Source organism: Agaribacterium sp. ZY112 (assembly GCF_041346925.1).
GTDB lineage: Bacteria > Pseudomonadota > Gammaproteobacteria > Pseudomonadales > Cellvibrionaceae > Agaribacterium.
The window spans coordinates 737,415-754,150 of sequence record NZ_CP166840.1 but is presented as its reverse complement, the minus strand read 5'-3'; the positions used below and the strand labels follow the sequence as shown (position 1 = coordinate 754,150).

General features: G+C 45.5%; 17 protein-coding genes. 7 read left to right on the top strand and 10 right to left on the bottom strand.

Features of this window, described 5'->3' with window-relative positions; all coding sequences use genetic code 11:
- Positions 1-9: 9 nt before the first annotated feature.
- Both AB1S55_RS03250 and AB1S55_RS03245 read left to right on the top strand, forming a co-directional pair.
- On the top strand, positions 10-963 hold the full coding sequence (locus AB1S55_RS03250; protein ID WP_370980358.1) for a TRM11 family methyltransferase: 954 nt from the start codon (positions 10-12) through the stop codon (positions 961-963).
- Positions 964-965: 2 nt separating this feature from the next.
- Complete coding sequence (locus tag AB1S55_RS03245; RefSeq protein WP_370980357.1) at positions 966-1,559, top strand: TetR/AcrR family transcriptional regulator; 594 nt, start codon at positions 966-968, stop codon at positions 1,557-1,559.
- A gap of 45 nt (positions 1,560-1,604) precedes the next feature.
- Here the strand turns inward: AB1S55_RS03245 and AB1S55_RS03240 are convergent, their stop codons facing one another.
- The 4 genes from AB1S55_RS03240 to AB1S55_RS03225 all read right to left on the bottom strand — a co-directional run bounded on the left by AB1S55_RS03240 (position 1,605) and on the right by AB1S55_RS03225 (position 6,655).
- Positions 1,605-3,191, bottom strand: coding sequence for a phospholipase D family protein (locus tag AB1S55_RS03240; RefSeq protein ID WP_370980356.1), 1,587 nt, complete (start codon positions 3,189-3,191; stop codon positions 1,605-1,607).
- Between the two features lie 145 nt (positions 3,192-3,336).
- The gene (ntrC, locus tag AB1S55_RS03235) at positions 3,337-4,752 is read right to left on the bottom strand and encodes a nitrogen regulation protein NR(I) (protein WP_370980355.1); all 1,416 of its coding nucleotides are present in this window, start codon (positions 4,750-4,752) and stop codon (positions 3,337-3,339) included.
- On the bottom strand, positions 4,745-5,809 hold the full coding sequence (gene glnL / locus AB1S55_RS03230; protein ID WP_370980354.1) for a nitrogen regulation protein NR(II): 1,065 nt from the start codon (positions 5,807-5,809) through the stop codon (positions 4,745-4,747). Before glnL ends, ntrC begins: the two co-directional genes overlap by 8 nt.
- A 309-nt stretch (positions 5,810-6,118) precedes the next feature.
- Entirely contained in the window at positions 6,119-6,655 is a 537-nt protein-coding gene (locus AB1S55_RS03225; protein WP_370980353.1) for a DUF4124 domain-containing protein, read from the bottom strand.
- A 108-nt stretch (positions 6,656-6,763) separates the two neighbouring features.
- Here AB1S55_RS03225 and AB1S55_RS03220 point away from each other — a divergent pair, with 108 nt between their 5' ends.
- Complete coding sequence (locus AB1S55_RS03220) at positions 6,764-7,042, top strand: SelT/SelW/SelH family protein (RefSeq protein ID WP_370980352.1); 279 nt, start codon at positions 6,764-6,766, stop codon at positions 7,040-7,042.
- 222 nt (positions 7,043-7,264) lie between these two features.
- On the opposite strand, the gene glnA is transcribed toward AB1S55_RS03220, so the two are convergent.
- The gene (glnA, locus tag AB1S55_RS03215; protein WP_370980351.1) at positions 7,265-8,671 is read right to left on the bottom strand and encodes a glutamate--ammonia ligase; all 1,407 of its coding nucleotides are present in this window, start codon (positions 8,669-8,671) and stop codon (positions 7,265-7,267) included.
- A gap of 342 nt (positions 8,672-9,013) precedes the next feature.
- Here glnA and thiI point away from each other — a divergent pair, with 342 nt between their 5' ends.
- Positions 9,014-10,468: a tRNA uracil 4-sulfurtransferase ThiI gene (thiI, locus tag AB1S55_RS03210; protein WP_370980350.1), complete on the top strand. Its 1,455-nt coding sequence runs from the start codon at positions 9,014-9,016 to the stop codon at positions 10,466-10,468.
- Between the two features lie 214 nt (positions 10,469-10,682).
- Here the strand turns inward: thiI and AB1S55_RS03205 are convergent, their stop codons facing one another.
- The 3 genes from AB1S55_RS03205 to AB1S55_RS03195 form a co-directional block, all read right to left on the bottom strand.
- Complete coding sequence (locus AB1S55_RS03205) at positions 10,683-11,708, bottom strand: glutamine synthetase beta-grasp domain-containing protein (RefSeq protein ID WP_370980349.1); 1,026 nt, start codon at positions 11,706-11,708, stop codon at positions 10,683-10,685.
- Between the two features lie 272 nt (positions 11,709-11,980).
- Positions 11,981-12,754 (bottom strand): PP2C family serine/threonine-protein phosphatase, encoded by a 774-nt coding sequence (locus AB1S55_RS03200; protein WP_370980348.1) that lies wholly within the window; start codon positions 12,752-12,754, stop codon positions 11,981-11,983.
- Positions 12,755-12,801: 47 nt separating this feature from the next.
- A complete protein-coding gene (locus AB1S55_RS03195) occupies positions 12,802-13,740 on the bottom strand; it encodes a serine/threonine protein kinase (protein ID WP_370980347.1) in 939 nt (312 codons plus the stop codon).
- Positions 13,741-13,926: 186 nt separating this feature from the next.
- Here AB1S55_RS03195 and AB1S55_RS03190 point away from each other — a divergent pair, with 186 nt between their 5' ends.
- Positions 13,927-14,373 (top strand): hypothetical protein, encoded by a 447-nt coding sequence (locus AB1S55_RS03190; protein ID WP_370980346.1) that lies wholly within the window; start codon positions 13,927-13,929, stop codon positions 14,371-14,373.
- Between the two features lies 1 nt (position 14,374).
- Here AB1S55_RS03190 and AB1S55_RS03185 read toward each other — a convergent pair whose 3' ends face one another.
- Positions 14,375-14,947: a hypothetical protein gene (locus AB1S55_RS03185; protein WP_370980345.1), complete on the bottom strand. Its 573-nt coding sequence runs from the start codon at positions 14,945-14,947 to the stop codon at positions 14,375-14,377.
- Positions 14,948-15,098: 151 nt separating this feature from the next.
- Between AB1S55_RS03185 and AB1S55_RS03180 the strand changes: the two genes are divergently transcribed.
- Entirely contained in the window at positions 15,099-16,025 is a 927-nt protein-coding gene (locus AB1S55_RS03180; RefSeq protein WP_370980344.1) for a TIGR01212 family radical SAM protein, read from the top strand.
- Here the strand turns inward: AB1S55_RS03180 and AB1S55_RS03175 are convergent.
- A complete protein-coding gene (locus AB1S55_RS03175; RefSeq protein ID WP_370980343.1) occupies positions 16,022-16,177 on the bottom strand; it encodes a hypothetical protein in 156 nt (51 codons plus the stop codon). The genes AB1S55_RS03180 and AB1S55_RS03175 overlap by 4 nt on opposite strands.
- A 67-nt stretch (positions 16,178-16,244) precedes the next feature.
- On the opposite strand from AB1S55_RS03175, the gene AB1S55_RS03170 reads away from it, so the two are divergent.
- Positions 16,245-16,520: an acylphosphatase gene (locus tag AB1S55_RS03170; protein ID WP_370980342.1), complete on the top strand. Its 276-nt coding sequence runs from the start codon at positions 16,245-16,247 to the stop codon at positions 16,518-16,520.
- The last annotated feature ends 216 nt before the right edge of the window (positions 16,521-16,736 follow it).

The following is a 16,736-nucleotide window of genomic DNA, read 5'->3' as shown; positions in this document are numbered from 1 at the left end:
GCATTGAGTATGAATAGACTTGCGTTACAGATATCTCCAGAGGCTAAGCAAGCGTACTTCGCCAACTATCTACAAGTTGCAGAGAGGGAGTTGAAGCAATTACTAGGTGAGGGTTTGAGCTACAAGTTGTGGCAGTGTGCTTCACTCGAATTCTTTATTATTTCAGCCGAAGAGGGCTTGGACTTACAGCGTCTTAAGCGTCTTAGCTTTGTACAGGGGCTTTATGAATTAGTGGGGGAAGCCTTAATTCCTCTGGCCCAAGACGATGGTTTTTTGCTGCATGATGACTTTGTATTTGGAAGTAAGTACAAAGGTAAAACCAATGAGCGTTTAACGCAGTTACTCATTAATGTTGCCTTAGCTGAGTTAGATTACCAGTCAGGACAGAAGCTCAAGTTGCTAGACCCGATGTGTGGTCGAGGCACGACATTGTTATGGGCTATGCGCTACGGTTTAAATGCCAAGGGTATAGAGCAAGATGTTAAGGCCTTAGAGGATGTGCGCCGTAACGTGAAAAAATGGTCGAAGTTACATCGCCAAAAGCATAAGTTGAGTGAAGGTTTTGTTAATCAAAAAAATAAGAAAAATACCGGAAAGTTCTTAGAGTTTTCTGCTCATGATTCTAGCGCACGCCTTATTATTGGTGATTCAGCTGATGCCTTGCAGTTGTTAAGCCAAGAAAAGTTTGACTTGCTTGTGAGTGATATTCCCTACGGTGTTCAACATCTCAGTTCGGATGGCAGCCGCAACCCTATTGATGTACTTGAAAAGTGCGCAGATGTTTGGCGTCAGTGCATGAAAAAGAACGCTGTCTTGGTGCTGTCTTTTAATGCTTTAAATCCTAAACGATCGTTATTAAAAACAGTATTTGAACATGCCGGTTTTGAGCTTAAGGAGTTTGATGTTGCTCATCGCATGAGCGAGTCTATTTTAAGGGATGTATGTATGTTTAGGTTGAAATAAGTATGAAGCGAACAGAACTTAAACATCAGGCTATTGTTGATGCGGCTATCGCTCTTTTTTTAGAGCAAGGTTATGGCAAAACCCGTGTAGATGACATTGCGGCTAAAGCTGAAGTAAGTAAGCGCACCGTGTATAAGCATTTTGAAAATAAAGAGGCTCTATTCTTCCATATCTTAGAATCTATGATGCTTTTATTTGATGAACATGGTGTCGTAGTTGATGAAGATAGTGATTTTTCTGAACAGCTGGTGCAGCTGTTGCTGGGGAAAATTAATATGCTTTGTAATCCTGATTTAATCAATATAAGTAAGATTGTATTAGCGGCCACTTTAAATAATGATGTTGACTTGTCTGAGGTTCAAAATAAGCTAAATAAACCTGAAGGTGCTTTGCTTGTTTTTTTGCAGAAGGCCTTGAAAGAGGGGCTATTAAAAGCTGAAAGCGCTGAGGAACTTGAATCTTGGCTGGTTGCAACGATTAAAGGACGACTATTTTGGCCTCAGTTATTACAATATCGATCAGCTCCTTCGGATGCAGAAAAGTACGATTTAGCTAAACAATTAAGTCGCTTATTCTTATATGAGTTTGCTGGGTAAAGGCTTGGCTGTGTATTTCATTAACACAGCCAGCCTTTATTGGGTTTAAAGTTGTGATTCGCCAGGTAGTAGCCGCATAAAACCAATGCTAAACCTATCCCACCATGTGCTGTAGGGCTCTTTGTCGAACTCTAAAGTGGAACCGTTTTCTGTTTTTCTTTCCCAGTGAATTTTATTGTCTTCTAAGCTGAGTTTAAAAGCGACGCTGTCGATACGCTCATCAAAGCTGTTGGCAAGATAGTTTGCTAGTTGTTCGGATATAATGACTGCGCCAATTTCTGTGTTTTCAACTACGGATCGAGGGTCTAAGTTTAGCGAGCCTATAAAGGCGTGGCTCTTATCCATAACAAAATATTTTGCATGTAGGCTGGCTTGTGAACCTTTTACCCCTTCACGGGTAGTGCTACTCTTTTCTCTTTGATAATTTCGTTCTAATAAGGTTTTATCTAGTTCGTAGAGCTCTATACCTGCTTTAAGTAGCTTTTTTCGGTAGCGGGAATAGCCAGCGTGAACGGCTGGTACGTCGTTGGAGGTTAAAGAGTTGGTAAGAATCTTTACATCCACGCCTCGTTGTTCTAAATCACTAAAAAATTCAACACCTTCTTTACCTGGAACAAAATAGGGCGAGATGACCAGTAGTTGATGTTGAACAGATTCGATATGAGGTAATAATTTCGGGGCAAGATGGTATTCGGTTTTATCTCGATCTGATGAGATTTTATCTGGGTTGTCATAAAGGATATCAACTTCTCCCCAGTGGTAATTGTTTTCCCCTGCTTTGGTTCGTTTGAGGATTCCGCTGTTAGCTAGGCTTTTAAAATAAACATTGTCTTTATTTTTAACAGCAAATGCTTCTACCTTTTTTTGCGCCTCAAGTAAGTCATCTTCGCTCGCTTGGTACTTACTTAATGTGCTAATTGGATAGGCAAGTTGGTTATTCCAGTAAAGGTCAAACTCTTCACTGACTTGCTGTGCGCCGGGGTTGGTTAGAGTGACATCTAAATCTCCAAAAGCCATATTGGCATTGGCATCAAAGTATTCATCGCCAATATTGCGTCCACCAATAATAGCTACTTGATTGTCTGCGATAAGGGCTTTGTTATGAGCGCGGCGGGTGACAGAGCCAAACCGAGTAATAAATTGAGTGGTGCGGTTTTTACCGCGAATGAATGGATTAAATAAGCGTATTTCTATATTGGGGTGCTTGTTGAGCACGGCAAGGTTTTTGTCCTTACCTGCCATGTCCATGTCGTCTAATAATAAACGAACACGAACTCCTCGTTCAGCTGCATGCCATAGTTCATAGGTTAATAAACTGCCACTTAAGTCGCTGTGATAAAGATAATATTGAACGTCTAAGCTACGTTCAGCGAGCCGAACTAAAGCTATGCGTGCGACCATGGCATCTAAACCATTATCGAGTAATAGCATGCCTGTAAGTTCGTCACTGGCTTGTTGCTGTTTACGTCTTTCGTTTACGCTTTTAGCAAGTGTTGTTTCAGAGCTTTCATCATAGCTTATTGCTGTGCTGGGAACTTGTTGGTTGTTTTCAGGCAAGTTAGCGCAAGAAGTTAGTAGCAGGCTTAACAATAAAGAGCTAAGTCGGAAGATCAGGTACTGACTAGTGCGCATGATGTATAAGTCCTTTTGCGGATCGCTCAATTTACCGTGGCTACTCATCATAGCATGGAGGTTATTCTCTATAAGGCGGAAACGAATTGAACTTATAAATAAAAATGGCAGCCTAAGCTGCCGTTAACAATGGGGTCAATAAGCCTTATTCCTCGTTGGCTGTGCTCATGCCTAATTCTTTTAGCTTTCTCGTTAGCGTATTTCGGCCCCAGCCTAGTAGATTGGCGGCATCGCGTTTACGGCCTGCCGTATGTTTAAGTGCAGTTTCAATTAATGCTTTCTCAAAGGTGGGTACTGCTCCGCTTAGAATGTCGCTTTCACCACGCCCCAATGCTTGGTCGGCCCAGTGTCTAAGAGCTTTATCCCAATCACCTGTGGGGGCTTCGTCACTTTTACTGGTTTTTAATTCTGGTGGTAAATCTTGGATATGGACTTCGCGACCAGAAGCCATAACAGTAATCCAGCGGCAGGTGTTTTCGAGCTGCCTGACGTTGCCCGGCCAGCCAAGGCCTGCAAGATAGTCTTCGCTCTCGGCAGTAAGGATTTTGGGTTCAACGCCTAGTTCTGCTGCTGCTCTATGTAAAAAGTGTTGGGCTAAGCGAGGAATGTCTTCACGTCGATTTGCCAGCTTAGGTAAGTGAATACGAATGACATTTAAGCGGTGGAAAAGATCTTCTCGGAACTGATTTTTCTCGACTAAGCCCTCTAGGTCTTGATGAGTCGCTGCAATAATTCGTACATCTACTTTTACAGGGGTGTGGCCACCAACGCGGTAAAATTCACCGTCGGCCAACACTCGTAACAATCGGGTTTGAGTTTCGGCAGGCATATCACCAATTTCGTCTAAAAATAAGGTGCCTCCGTCACTTTGTTGAAAACGGCCTACACGCTGTGCGCCAGCACCGGTAAAAGCTCCTTTTTCGTGACCAAATAATTCACTCTCAATAAGTTCTTGTGGAATAGCCGCCATATTTAGAGCAATGAAGGGGCCGTCTTTACGAGGACTGTGATTATGTAAGGCGCGAGCAACGAGCTCTTTACCTGTACCACTTTCACCATTAATTAATACAGTGATATTACTTTGGCTTAAGCGGCCAATTGCGCGAAACACTTCCTGCATGGCAGGCGCTTCACCAATAATTTCCGTTGCTTCAGCAACGGGGGCTTCAATGCTTTCGCCTGCTTGCTCATCAGCATGGGCTAGGGCGCGTTGAGTAACGGCAACGGCTTCGTCAACATCAAAAGGTTTAGGTAAATATTCAAATGCCCCGCCTTGGTAGGCCGATACGGCACTGTCTAAATCACTATGCGCAGTCATGATGATAATAGGCAGGTTAGGATGGCTTTCGTGAATCTTGCTTAGCATGCTGAGGCCATCGATGCCGGGCATACGCACGTCACTAATAATCGCATCTGGCTGTGCAATAGCTAGGCGGCGTAAGGCGGCGTCACCTGAGTCAAAGCTTTCAATTTCAATGCGACTTTGCTGAAGGGCTTTTTCAAGCACCCAGCGTATCGATCTGTCGTCGTCTATGATCCAAACTTTATTTGCCTTACGCATTTGTATTTCCCAAAGGTAGGTACATCTTAAATTCTGTTTTGCCGGGAACACTTGAGCATTCGATCAAGCCTTCATGACGGGTAATTAGGTTCTGTGAAATGGCTAAGCCGAGTCCTGTGCCTTCTGCTCGGCCGGTAATCATCGGAAAGAAGATATCTTCGATAAGTTCAGGTGGAATACCTGGACCATTATCAATAACACTGAGCTCGGCTATTAGCTGATGGTTTTTACGGCCGATGGTAAAGCGGCGGCGTATTCGTGTTTTTAAGTTTACGCAGCCATGTTCAATATTATTCTCGCTGAGTGCTTGAACAGCATTATTGACGATATTCAAAATAGCTTGGATTAATTGTTCCTTGTCACCGAGAAGATCGGGAATACTAGGGTCATAATCTTTAATAATCTGAATGTGTTCAGGTGCGTCTAAGCGGGCAACTGAAACAATGTGCTCAAGGATTTCATGGATATTAATGGGCTTATGGGCAACAGGCTTGTTTGGTCCAAGCATGCGGTCGGTTAAGCGTCGTAGTCTATCGGTTTCATCAATAATAATTTTGGTGAACTCGTCTAGATCGTGACCGCTTAATTCGCGAGATAAGAGCTGTGCTGCTCCACGAATGCCTCCTAGTGGGTTTTTAATTTCGTGGGCCATCGAACGCACCATATTATTGGTGGTTTCTTGAGATGCAATCCACGCTTCGTCGCGACTGATACGTAATAAACGATCTAAGGGGTGAGCTTCGAGTACCACAAAGCCATCATCGGCATCGGGAGTAACAGTGTAGTCAACGGTCATTTCACGGGCATTACTTAGTTGCCAGCGGGCGCGGCGCTTAGTGAAATTTACCCCACGTTTAAGAGCGTCTTGAATGCTATAAGGTGTGTCGTCGTTTTCGCAAAAGTAATCATTAAAGTTTTTACCATGCGTGTGCATGCCGCTGACACTAAGCAGATTTTCGGCCGCAGCATTGATGTACTGGATGTTCAGGTTGGCATCCATGACCACAATGGCAGTCAGTAGGTTGTCTAATACTTTATCGAAATGGACGTTTTGCATAAATATTGCACCAATAAGTACAGGCTGTTTTGCAAGAACCAAACCAATTATTCGTGTCAGTTCTAAACGTGATCACTATCTGCGCGCAATTTCAGTGCGGGAAATGCTTTTATTATATTAATTCTATATTAATCAAGTGCTTATCGATTTTTTGTCGAGTTGATTTATATTCTTGTAAAGCACCTTTTTAAGATAAAAGATAAAAAGGCGCAGTGAATTACGCCTCATGATAGATGAAGAAGTGAGCCCTGCCTAGGTGATTTGCACCAATTTTGTGCTTAATGTTTGGTGTTGTTGATCTTTGCCCTATTAGCGTGCTTTACCTTGTCCTGCGCGAAGTATATGCAAGCTAATATTCTTACTTTGGGTAATGGTATTACCCTGCTCATCGAGCACATGTATATGAAAATGGCGCTGTCCACGCTGGGGTAGTGCTAAAGGCAGACTGATGCTTTTTGTGGATGTGGTCTCGGCAACAACTCGATGATCCATCCATAGTTGTATGCGCGCTATCTCTTCTTTGGCAACATTGCTTTGCCAAGTGAATGTAAGCTCTTGTACAGAGGGTGGAATTTGGCTGCCATCAGTGGGTTCACTGATATTTATATAAGGCGCTTCTAGAGCTTTATCGTTTGGTTTACTGTCTGCCCTGTTATTGATCGTAGGTGCATCAGCCATATTGCTAGGTTGAATTTGTCGTTCTTGTGCGCCTTTGCTCGCCTGATCACTAAAGCTCGTTACTCCTTGTTTGTCAGTGCTTTCATATACTTGGGCATGCACTTGGGTGGAGGCTTGAGCGCAGCTCAGTGCACTAAAAAAAGCAAAAGGCATAAGCAGGTTTTTCATCGTTCATCCATTAACGTGGCTTGAGCTTATTGTCCTTGTAGAAAAAGCATTTGTCGAGCTTGGGTAATATAAAGCACTATCTGTGCAGTTATTAATAAGGGGGAGTTTATGGCAAATAGGGTGGAGATACATTATTGCCGTTTGTGTCAGTGGTTGTTACGCAGTTCTTGGATGGCTCAGGAGCTCTTAACGACGTTTACGGAAGAGATCGATGAGATGGTGCTAAAGCCCGGTACAGGTGGAGTGTTTCAGATTAGAGTAAATGAGCAACTAGTATGGGACAGGAAAGTAGATGGCGGTTTTCCAGATGTTAAACAGTTAAAACAATGTATTCGTGATGTCATTGCTCCTGAGCGTGGACTTGGGCATTTAGATAAAAAAGGATAGGGTTAACTGGGCAGGACTATATCTATATAGCTTAGGTTTTTTAAAAACAGTTTAATTGCGAGGCAATTAAACTGAGTAGGCAGGCAATTGCTCCTGCATTACCTGCACTTCCGCCATTAGCATGCCCACTGGGTGCCGTGGCAGTCGTACATTTGATGTGCTCTTAAATCAAAAAAGCCGGCACAAGGCCGGCTTTTTTTCACAACTGTTTAATCTTGCAGATTAAACGCTGTAGTACATGTCGAACTCAACTGGGTGAGTTGTCATGTTAAGTTTCTCAACTTCTTCTTCTTTCAACGCGATGTAAGCGTCGATAGCGTCGTCGGTGAATACACCACCAGCAGTCAAGAACTCACGGTCCGCGTCAAGAGCAGCCAATGCTTCTTCAAGTGAAGCAGCAACAGTTGGGTACTCAGCAAGCTCTTCAGCAGGAAGGTCGTAAAGATCTTTGTCTGCTGCGTCGCCAGGGTGGATTTTGTTCTTAACACCGTCAAGACCAGCCATCAACAAAGCAGCGAAACACAAGTATGGGTTAGCTGTTGGATCAGGGAAGCGAGTCTCGATACGCTTACCTTTAGCAGATACAACGTAAGGAATACGGATAGAAGCAGAACGGTTACGAGCAGAGTAAGCAAGAATTACTGGAGCTTCGAAGCCTGGAACCAAGCGCTTGTATGAGTTGGTAGAAGCGTTACAGAAAGCGTTAAGCGCTTTAGCGTGCTTGATGATACCACCAACGTAGAACAAAGCAGTTTCACTTAGGCCGGCGTAAACGTCACCAGCGAACTGGTTAACACCGTCTTTAACGAAAGACTGGTGAACGTGCATACCAGAACCGTTGTCGCCAACGATAGGCTTAGGCATGAAAGTCGCTGTTTTGCCGTAAGCGTGAGCAACGTTGTGTACACAGTACTTAAGAACCTGAACTTCATCAGCTTTCTTAACTAGAGTGTTAGCGCCAACACCGATTTCACACTGACCAGCAGTACCAACTTCGTGGTGGTGAACTTCAATCTCAAGACCCATTTCTTCCATAGCGTTACACATAGAGCCACGGATGTCTTGAAGGCTGTCGACTGGAGGTACTGGGAAGTAACCGCCTTTAACACCTGGGCGGTGACCCATGTTGCCGTCGTCGAAAGCACGCTCTGAAGACCAAGCAGCTTCTTCAGAAGAGATTTTGTAGAAGCAGCCGCTCATGTCTGAGCCCCACTTGATGTCGTCAAATACGAAGAACTCAGGTTCAGGACCGAAGTAAGCTGCGTCGCCAAGACCAGTTGACTTCAAGTACTCTTCAGCGCGAGCTGCGATTGAACGTGGGTCACGCTCGTAACCTTGGCCAGTGGTTGGCTCAACGATGTTACAACGAACGATAACAGTAGGCTCATCACTGAAAGGGTCAAGCAATGACGCTTCGTCGTCTGGCATAAGAATCATGTCTGATTCGTTAATGCCTTTCCAGCCGGCAATTGAAGAGCCGTCGAACATTTTGCCTTCTTCGAAGAAGCTCTCGCCTACTTCAGAAACAGGGATGGTTACGTGTTGCTCTTTACCTTTAGTATCGGTGAAGCGCAGGTCAACCCAGCGGGCTTCGCTCTCTTTGATCAAATTCAGAGTTTTCTCTGACATATTAGATTCCTACAGACTATGGCCTAGTCAAGATTAATTAAATGGAACGTGGCCGTCGCCACCTCCTAAGGAGCGTGCATCTTAAAACAAAGATAGGGCGCTGTTAACCGTTTCCGTCGCCACTTATTTGTTGTTGTGACAGGGGCTTCTTGAGGGGCTCCTAGTTGTCTCTTTTGTGAAATTTGTAGCTAGCTGTATTATCGCTGCGTCATATATTGCATGAACTTGCACTAGTAGGCTGTTATTCACGCTACGCATCGTTCTTCAAGTTCGGTACTATAGCGCTCCTCGACTTGGCTCCTTGTCGGCCCCTTTTTCTATTTATCTATAGCCCTAATTATCATGCAATATATCGTTCGCCTTTTTCCTGAGATTATGATTAAGAGTAAGCCTGTGCGTAAGCGCTGGTGTAAAAAGCTCACTGACAATCTACGTATATTGGCTCGCCGTATCGATGAAAATACTGCGGTGATTTTAGATTGGGACAGGATAGTCGTTCGGGCCAAGGGGCAGGGGCCTCATCTCGATGCCGAGCTCAGTGCGATGCTTGCATCTACTCCGGGTATTGCTCACTTTACGCGGGTTAGTGCTCACAAATTTGAAACCCTTGATGATATCTATCAGGTTGCGCTTGAATTCTGGAAAGACAGGCTCAAGGGTAAGACCTTTTGTGTGCGTGTAAAACGCAGTGGCCAGCATGAATGGAACTCTATAGAGATAGAGCGCTATGTGGGTGGTGGTCTTAATCAAAATACCGAAGCAGTTGGGGTGAAGCTAAAAAATCCCGATGTGAGCGTGGCTCTAGAAATTAAAGACGATGTGCTTTATGTGGTTGAAGAGCGAACACAAGGCCTCGGCGGTTTTCCGCTTGGTACTCAGGATGAAGATGTATTATCGCTAGTCAGTGGTGGCTTTGATTCGACGGTGGCCTCTTATATGTTGATGCGCCGAGGTATGAAAACCCATTTTTGCTTTTTTAACTTAGGCGGGCGCGAGCACGAGTTAGCCGTTAAAGAAGTTGCTTTCTATCTGTGGAATAAGTTTGGTTCCTCTCACCGAGTGAAGTTTATTAGCGTGCCTTTTGAAGGTGTGGTTGAGCAAATTCTTCAGCATGTTGGCCCTTCCAATATGGGTGTGGTGCTCAAGCGAATGATGTATAGGGCCGCTAGTCAAGTGGCTGATAGAGCCAAAATTAACGCTATTGTCACTGGTGAGGCTATCTCTCAGGTCAGCTCACAAACCCTGCACAATCTGGCGGCAATTGAAAAAGTCAGCGAGAAATTGATTTTGCGCCCGTTGATTTGTATGGATAAGCCCGAGATTATCAACCTGAGTCGTAAAATTGGTACCGAAGAATTCAGCGCGGCGATTCCCGAGTACTGTGGTGTGATTTCAGTTAAGCCTTCATCAAGTGTGAACATGGGCAAATTACTTGCCGAGGAAGCTTTATTGGACCCCTCAGTGCTTGAGCAAGCGATTGCCGATAGTAAAGCTCAGAGTATCGACGAGGTGATGAGTGATGTTGCAGTAGGTGTTGAGCCGGTTGCGGTGTCCAGTGATGTCGATAGTGGTCTAACTATTATTGATATTCGCCACCCTGACGAGGTGGATAGAAAACCGCTTAGGCTCGAAAGGCAGTTACATATTCCTTTTTACAGCTTAAATAGCCGTATGCATGAGCTGGATAAAGGTCAAGCCTACGCACTTTATTGTGACAAAGGGGTGATGAGCCAGTTGCATGCAGTGCACATGCAAGAAGAGGGCTTTACCCAAGTGAGTGTTTATAAACCTGAGTGAGGTTTTACTCTGATCCTTGTGATTATATGGTTAAAGCAAAAGGGCCTGTCTGGCCTTTTTTTATGCTCTTGATGAGGGGCTAAGTCATTGTTGGTCGTCAGGATGCTAGTGCTAGGTTCTTCGCTGAACGGTGATCAATGGTATAAATATAGGAATTACAGACATAAAAAAACCGAGCTTAGGCTCGGCTTTTTATAAAACTACTAAAGGTCGCTTAGCTGTATTTAGCCATAGCTTCGTTAGTTGTTTTAACGATTGCAGCAGCAACCTTGTATGGATCTGCGTTAGAAGCAGGGCGACGGTCTTCAAGACGACCTTTCCAGCCATCTTCAACAGTGCCAACAGGGATGCGGATAGATGCGCCGCGGTCCGATACGCCGTAGCTGAATTCGTCGATAGCTTGAGTTTCGTGCTTACCAGTCAAGCGTTGGTGGTTGTCTGCACCATAAACGCTGATGTGACGTTCGATGTTTTTACCGAACTCTTCACAGATCGCGGTGAATACAGCCTCGTCACCGTTGTCACGCATTGCGCCGTTAGAGAAGTTAGCGTGCATACCAGAACCGTTCCAGTCAGTATCACCAAGAGGCTTCGGATGCCACTCGATTGCGTAACCGTATTTCTCAGCAGTGCGCTCTAGCAAGTAGCGGCCCAACCAGATTTCGTCACCAGCGCGCTTGGCGCCTTTAGCGAAGATTTGGAATTCCCACTGGCCAGCAGCAACTTCAGCGTTGATACCTTCAAGGTTAAGGCCCGCTTCAAGACAAAGGTCCATGTGCTCTTCGATGATTTCACGACCGAAAGCGTTTTTAGCACCGACTGAGCAGTAGTAAGGGCCTTGTGGGTCAGGGAAACCACCGGCAGGGAAACCAGGTGGGCGGTCAGTAGTGGTATCCCACAAGAAGTATTCAGCTTCAAAACCGAACCAGAAATCGTCATCGTCTTCTGCTTCGTCGATGGTTGCACGACCGTTACTTACGTGAGGAGTGCCGTCAGCGTTAAGAACTTCAGTCATTACTAAGTAAGCGTTAGAACGGTCTGGATCAGGGATAATCGCTACAGGCTTAAGCAGGCAGTCAGAGTCGTTACCGTCAGCTTGCTCGGTAGAAGAACCGTCGAAAGACCACATAGGACATTCTTCTAAAGTGCCACCGAAGTTGTTGCGTACCATAGTTTTACTACGCATGCTTTGGGTTGGCTGGTAGCCGTCAAGCCAGATGTATTCCAACTTACTTTTCATATTGAGTTTCACTCCAATAAGGGGTTTTGAATGATTGACTAGGCTCTGGCCCGGTCGTTAATGGGATTCTTAATCGCAAGTTCTGTTCCAACTTTCCTTAAACAGTTTTCAATCTATCTAAAACGCCCTGTTAAGGCGCACAAATACTGACTTGACCTTATTACTTATAGGCTTGTATTTCCGAGCTCTGCGCGTAGTAAAGAGGATTTTTATATTAGGTAAGCACCATATTGGTGCCTCTCTGTTTATGGTGCACCAGTTTTGACCTGTGCTTAGTTTGTCGGTTCAGATGCTTCTACAACAATGGCGGTAATGTTATCTCGCCCTCCGCAGTCTAGAGCCCGATCTATCATTGCTCCTAGCGTAGCCGCGGGCGTATTCTGCCCTAAATAGCTTTGAATTTCTTCATCCGAGACATGGTTATATAAACCATCGCTGCAAACTAAGAAGCGATCCCCTGCTTGCGTTGGACTAAAGCCCAAGTCGAGCTTCAATTCTCGGTTGGCTCCTATGGCGCGAGTCAGCTTGTGAGCCGAGGGGTGATTGACAGCTTCTTCTGGGCTGAGTAAACCTTGGTCGACTTTCTGCTGGGCTAGACTGTGGTCTCTTGTAAGTTGTTCAAGCAGACCATCTCTCAGGCGGTAGATACGACTATCACCAGCCCACAGAAAGAAACAGTAGTGATCTTTGGTCATTAAGGCGGCGACCGTGCTACCGGGTTTTTTGTTTCTAAAAGCCGTTTGGCAGGTGTAGTGGGCGTCGATAAGTTTTTCTTCGAGGTTTGCCAGGCTGGCGCAAATACCGCCTTGCCAAGCAAAGTGCATTAGGGCTTTGATGACGGCCTTGCTGGCATAGTCACCTCGGCCCATACCGCCCATACCATCCGCTACTGCCCAGATATTCAGCTCGCTGGCATCAAAATAAGCATCTTCATTTATGTGGCGCACACGGCCAACATGGGTGTCACTGGCGCTTTCCCAATGCAGTTCGCCCGAGGGTTGCTCGTGGTCGAGATGAGCAAGGGTTTGAAAGTCGATATGGGCCATAGGCTGTTGATATTAGTTACTGTTGGTAAGGTGCTAGTTTGGTGTTATTACCAGCCACTTTGTAGTCGTTGAATTAGTTCATTGGCATTAGGGCGGGTTGCGGCGTCTTTTTGTAGGCACTGCATGCACAATTCGGCTAAGGCATCGGGCACTCGAGTTTTATTCGCTGTCCTTGGGTCTGTTGGTAAGTCATCGCGAATCTGTTGTAACAAGCTTTGCACAATATCGCCTTGAAAAGGTGTAACACCGGTCAAAGATTCGTAAATAATTGCGCCCAGACTGTAGATATCTGAGTTGAAGCTGATCTTTGGGTCTCTATCTATTTGTTCGGGTGACATATACATCACTGTACCCTGTAATTTACCTTCGCCCGTCATGCCCGGTTCGGCTTCAACCTCGTCTACCTCGGTGTCGTCTTCGAGCTGTTCTTTGTCTTTGGACCAGACTTTGGCTAGGCCCCAGTCGAGTACCAGTACTTCGCCGTAGGGGCCAACTAGGATATTTTCGGGTTTGATATCGCGGTGAAGTACGCCGCGCGAATGCGCATAGGCCAGCGCGCGGCCGACTTGCATAATGACGTCCATTAACTGGCTTAGATCATAGCGATCGCGGTAATTGAGAATCTCACGCAAGGTGTAACCGTGCACAAGCTTCATGGTGAAATAAAGGTTGCCGCGACTGTCGCGCCCGAGCTCGTAGGTTGGAATGGTATTGGGGTGCTGAAGCAGGGCCGATATACGCGCTTCACGCAGCAGGCGCTTGTTCTCGATCTCGTTGTCGATAAATTCCGGCCTTAGGGTTTTGTAGCAAACCGTGCGGCGCAGGTGTAGATCGCGACAGCTTTTAATCAGCGACTTGCCGCCTTTGGCGATGGTGCTAAAAAAGGCATAACGAGTATTTGGGTTGAGCTTACCTGGCAGAGTTGCATCGGTCTCTTCTATATAGAGCTGAGCCTCACACGCATCCTGTTGCTGAAATTCGAGCATACTTGCCACCTTTAAACATCGTTAGTTATCAGGGGATTCTATACACAATTGGGCTTGGCGTAATAGTCTTAGTATTTACGCTTTGTTTTATGTGCTTGATAAGGGCTGTAATTAACTTCTACAGTTAATAGGGATAGGTAAAGCTTGTGCCGTCGTGGCCAAGCAGCCTAAAAGGCTGGAAAATAAATGAATTTAAGCCGTAGGCAGCAGAGTATTTTTGTAATTGCAGGTGCCGTATTGGTTGTATTGGCCAGTACGGTTACGGTGATGGTAAATATTGAGCTTGAAAAACGTCAGGCACTAGAGAAAGTAGCCTATCAAAACCACACCTTTACTGACGCAAGTCTTCTTTGTGAAGATGAATTGCGCTCCGAATTTGCGAGTGATTTAACTCAGCACTACGTTGATATGCACAGCTCGCGTTACGACGAACTCGAAAACGCCTTTAAAGTGTTTATGGTGGCTAGCCTCGGTTCTGGTAAAAACGCTGCGGACGTATATGTGACCTGTGAGGTATCGGCCCGTACTGGCAATATCAAAGTGTTTGAATTTATCGATACAGGTGACTCTTCCGCCAATAAAAGCAAAGCGATTCGCAAAGGCGGTGAGAAGTTTATTGAGTGGCCGCAGTAGCTTACTTGGTGAAGGCGCCGAGGCTTATGATCAGGGCCACTTGGCCTTTTATATAGCCGTCACTGACAAAGGCATTAGCCTGCAAACCAAGGCCGCCGTATTTACCAAATGCGGCTGTTGCAGACAGGGGTATGCCGACTTTGTTGCCTTCTTGTTTGTCGCAAAGTTTTTCTGTTGTACGGCTGAAAAAGCCTGAATATTCTTTTTCTCGGTTTTTATCGCAGTTCTCGGAGTGCACACCGTTGGCAAAAGCTAAGCCGGTGCTAAGATCAATATAGCCGAAACGGCCAGCTTTACCCCATGTGCGTGAGATATCCACAACATGCATTTTGGGCTCAAAGCTTTCTAAAGTGTCGCTGTCATAATACTCCGTGCTGTGCAGGTAACCACCAATTTCATCTTTATATTTAGTCAAGCCTATGCTCCAGCCCCAGTTATTATTGGCGATCTTGATTTTTCCGCTTGGCCCTAAAGTCCCCATGCCCAGCTCTAGCCAGGCTCTATCAATTTCTGCGTACGTCGGCAGGCTAAGGCCGCTCAGTAGTAAGCAGGTTGCTAGCTTGTTTATTGTCATTACAGTCCCTTGTTTTAATTTCTTGCGGTTATATACCTTTGCCTAGCATAGGTGAATTGAGCTTTTGAGGCGATAAGTTTTACCTGTGCTTGTGCTTAGGCATTTGATACTGCACAAGGTTAATGCTGGCAGCCTGCTTGATAATGCCTGAATGCAATCAGACCTGTATTACCACACCTTTAGCCACTACCTTAAAAACCGCTTTGGTCACAAAGTGCGTAAGCTCGCCTTACATGGCAGTTTTAACTGCCCAAACCGTGATGGAACCCTTGGGCGCGGTGGTTGTACTTTTTGTAATGTCTCATCGTTTGCCGACGAGCAGGCGCAGGAGCGCACTATTTCTGAGCAGCTCAATGAGCGTGAACAAGAGTTGAATCAGAAGGCTCCAGCCTACCTGGCGTATTTTCAGTCTTACACCAATACTTATGCCGAAGTAGAGCAGCTGCGAGCGTTGTATAACGAAGCGCTAGCAGATAAGCAGGTTGTGGGTTTGTGTGTGGGTACAAGACCAGATTGCGTGCCCGATGAAGTGTTGGCGCTATTGCAAGAATACCAAGATCAAGGGCAAGAAGTTTGGTTGGAATTAGGCTTGCAAACGGCTCATAACGACACCTTAAAGCGCATTAACCGCGGCCATGAATTTAGTGCTTATGAAGATGCGTTGCGCCGGGCTCAGTTGCACGGCATTAAGGTTTGTACTCATTTGATTTTGGGCTTGCCACGCGAAACCCATGCGCACGCATTAGAAACATTAGATAGAGTCGTTTCACTTGGTACACAGGGGATTAAACTGCATCCTTTATTGATTGTTGAAGGTAGTGCTATGGCACGCAGTTGGCGCAATCATCGCCTAGGTACCATGCATGTTGAAGGTTATGTCGCCTCTGCGGCAGAGTTGATTCGGCTTACCCCTGCCGATGTTGTCTTTCACAGGATTTCAGCTTATGCCCGCAGGCCAAACCTGTTAGCGCCAGATTGGGCGACTGATCGCTGGAAGGCGCCACGAATGATTGTGGAAAATTTAAAAGAAAAAGGTGGACAGGGATCAATGACAAGCCACGTTTATAAAAGTGCTTAATCGATCTTTAGGTCTTTTAGCTGTTTTTCCATCTTTTTGAGTCTTTTCGCGTCATATTTACGCTTTTTCTTCATTAGTGTCATATAAGCCCAAAGCAGGGCGGCCATACCTAAGCAGGCCAACATGTAGTTTCCATAGTCGCCGCTATTCATTTTTTCTCCTTTTTAAAGTTTCTGTCTAAGCTTAATCCACAGACGCAGTTTGAGCTAAGGAGTAACTATGCCTCGATGTCGATATCAAGTCAGTGGCCGGGTGCAGGGGGTGTGTTATCGCACCGGTACCCAAGAACATGCAAAAGAACTGGGCCTTAAAGGCTGGGTTCGAAATCTTAACAATGGCGATGTTGAGTTGGAGGTGAGTGGTCCGGTGGATCGCCTCGAAACCTTAGAGCATTGGTTGTGGCAAGGACCTTCAGAGGCTGAGGTCATGCAAATTGATGTTGAGGTGATAGAGGAAGAGCCTTCTAACGAGGCCGATTTTAAAATTAGGCATTAAATTTATGAGCTAAGGCTAGGCGCTGACTTCTTAATAAGTGGGCGTTTAGTTTCTTTTAGAGGGCATAAAATCGTGCCTTTGTTTAGATTTTGCCTGCAATTAGCACAATAAAAGCCACCCTTTGTCGTTTTTCATAGCTACAGCTCAAATAAAGCATAACTTTTAATCAACGCTCAGCTATAATGCGCGCCCTTATTTAGCCATCGCCTTACGTTG

Bases quoted from the DNA above. Each gene is read 5' to 3' on its own strand.
- AB1S55_RS03250 (WP_370980358.1), top strand. From the start codon at position 10: ATGAATAGACTTGCGTTACAGATATCTCCAGAGGCTAAGCAAGCGTAC.
- AB1S55_RS03245 (WP_370980357.1), top strand. From the start codon at position 966: ATGAAGCGAACAGAACTTAAACATCAGGCTATTGTTGATGCGGCTATC.
- AB1S55_RS03240 (WP_370980356.1), bottom strand. From the start codon at position 3,191: ATGCGCACTAGTCAGTACCTGATCTTCCGACTTAGCTCTTTATTGTTA.
- ntrC (WP_370980355.1), bottom strand. From the start codon at position 4,752: ATGCGTAAGGCAAATAAAGTTTGGATCATAGACGACGACAGATCGATA.
- glnL (WP_370980354.1), bottom strand. From the start codon at position 5,809: ATGCAAAACGTCCATTTCGATAAAGTATTAGACAACCTACTGACTGCC.
- AB1S55_RS03225 (WP_370980353.1), bottom strand. From the start codon at position 6,655: ATGAAAAACCTGCTTATGCCTTTTGCTTTTTTTAGTGCACTGAGCTGC.
- AB1S55_RS03220 (WP_370980352.1), top strand. From the start codon at position 6,764: ATGGCAAATAGGGTGGAGATACATTATTGCCGTTTGTGTCAGTGGTTG.
- glnA (WP_370980351.1), bottom strand. From the start codon at position 8,671: ATGTCAGAGAAAACTCTGAATTTGATCAAAGAGAGCGAAGCCCGCTGG.
- thiI (WP_370980350.1), top strand. From the start codon at position 9,014: ATGCAATATATCGTTCGCCTTTTTCCTGAGATTATGATTAAGAGTAAG.
- AB1S55_RS03205 (WP_370980349.1), bottom strand. From the start codon at position 11,708: ATGAAAAGTAAGTTGGAATACATCTGGCTTGACGGCTACCAGCCAACC.
- AB1S55_RS03200 (WP_370980348.1), bottom strand. From the start codon at position 12,754: ATGGCCCATATCGACTTTCAAACCCTTGCTCATCTCGACCACGAGCAA.
- AB1S55_RS03195 (WP_370980347.1), bottom strand. From the start codon at position 13,740: ATGCTCGAATTTCAGCAACAGGATGCGTGTGAGGCTCAGCTCTATATA.
- AB1S55_RS03190 (WP_370980346.1), top strand. From the start codon at position 13,927: ATGAATTTAAGCCGTAGGCAGCAGAGTATTTTTGTAATTGCAGGTGCC.
- AB1S55_RS03185 (WP_370980345.1), bottom strand. From the start codon at position 14,947: ATGACAATAAACAAGCTAGCAACCTGCTTACTACTGAGCGGCCTTAGC.
- AB1S55_RS03180 (WP_370980344.1), top strand. From the start codon at position 15,099: ATGCAATCAGACCTGTATTACCACACCTTTAGCCACTACCTTAAAAAC.
- AB1S55_RS03175 (WP_370980343.1), bottom strand. From the start codon at position 16,177: ATGAATAGCGGCGACTATGGAAACTACATGTTGGCCTGCTTAGGTATG.
- AB1S55_RS03170 (WP_370980342.1), top strand. From the start codon at position 16,245: ATGCCTCGATGTCGATATCAAGTCAGTGGCCGGGTGCAGGGGGTGTGT.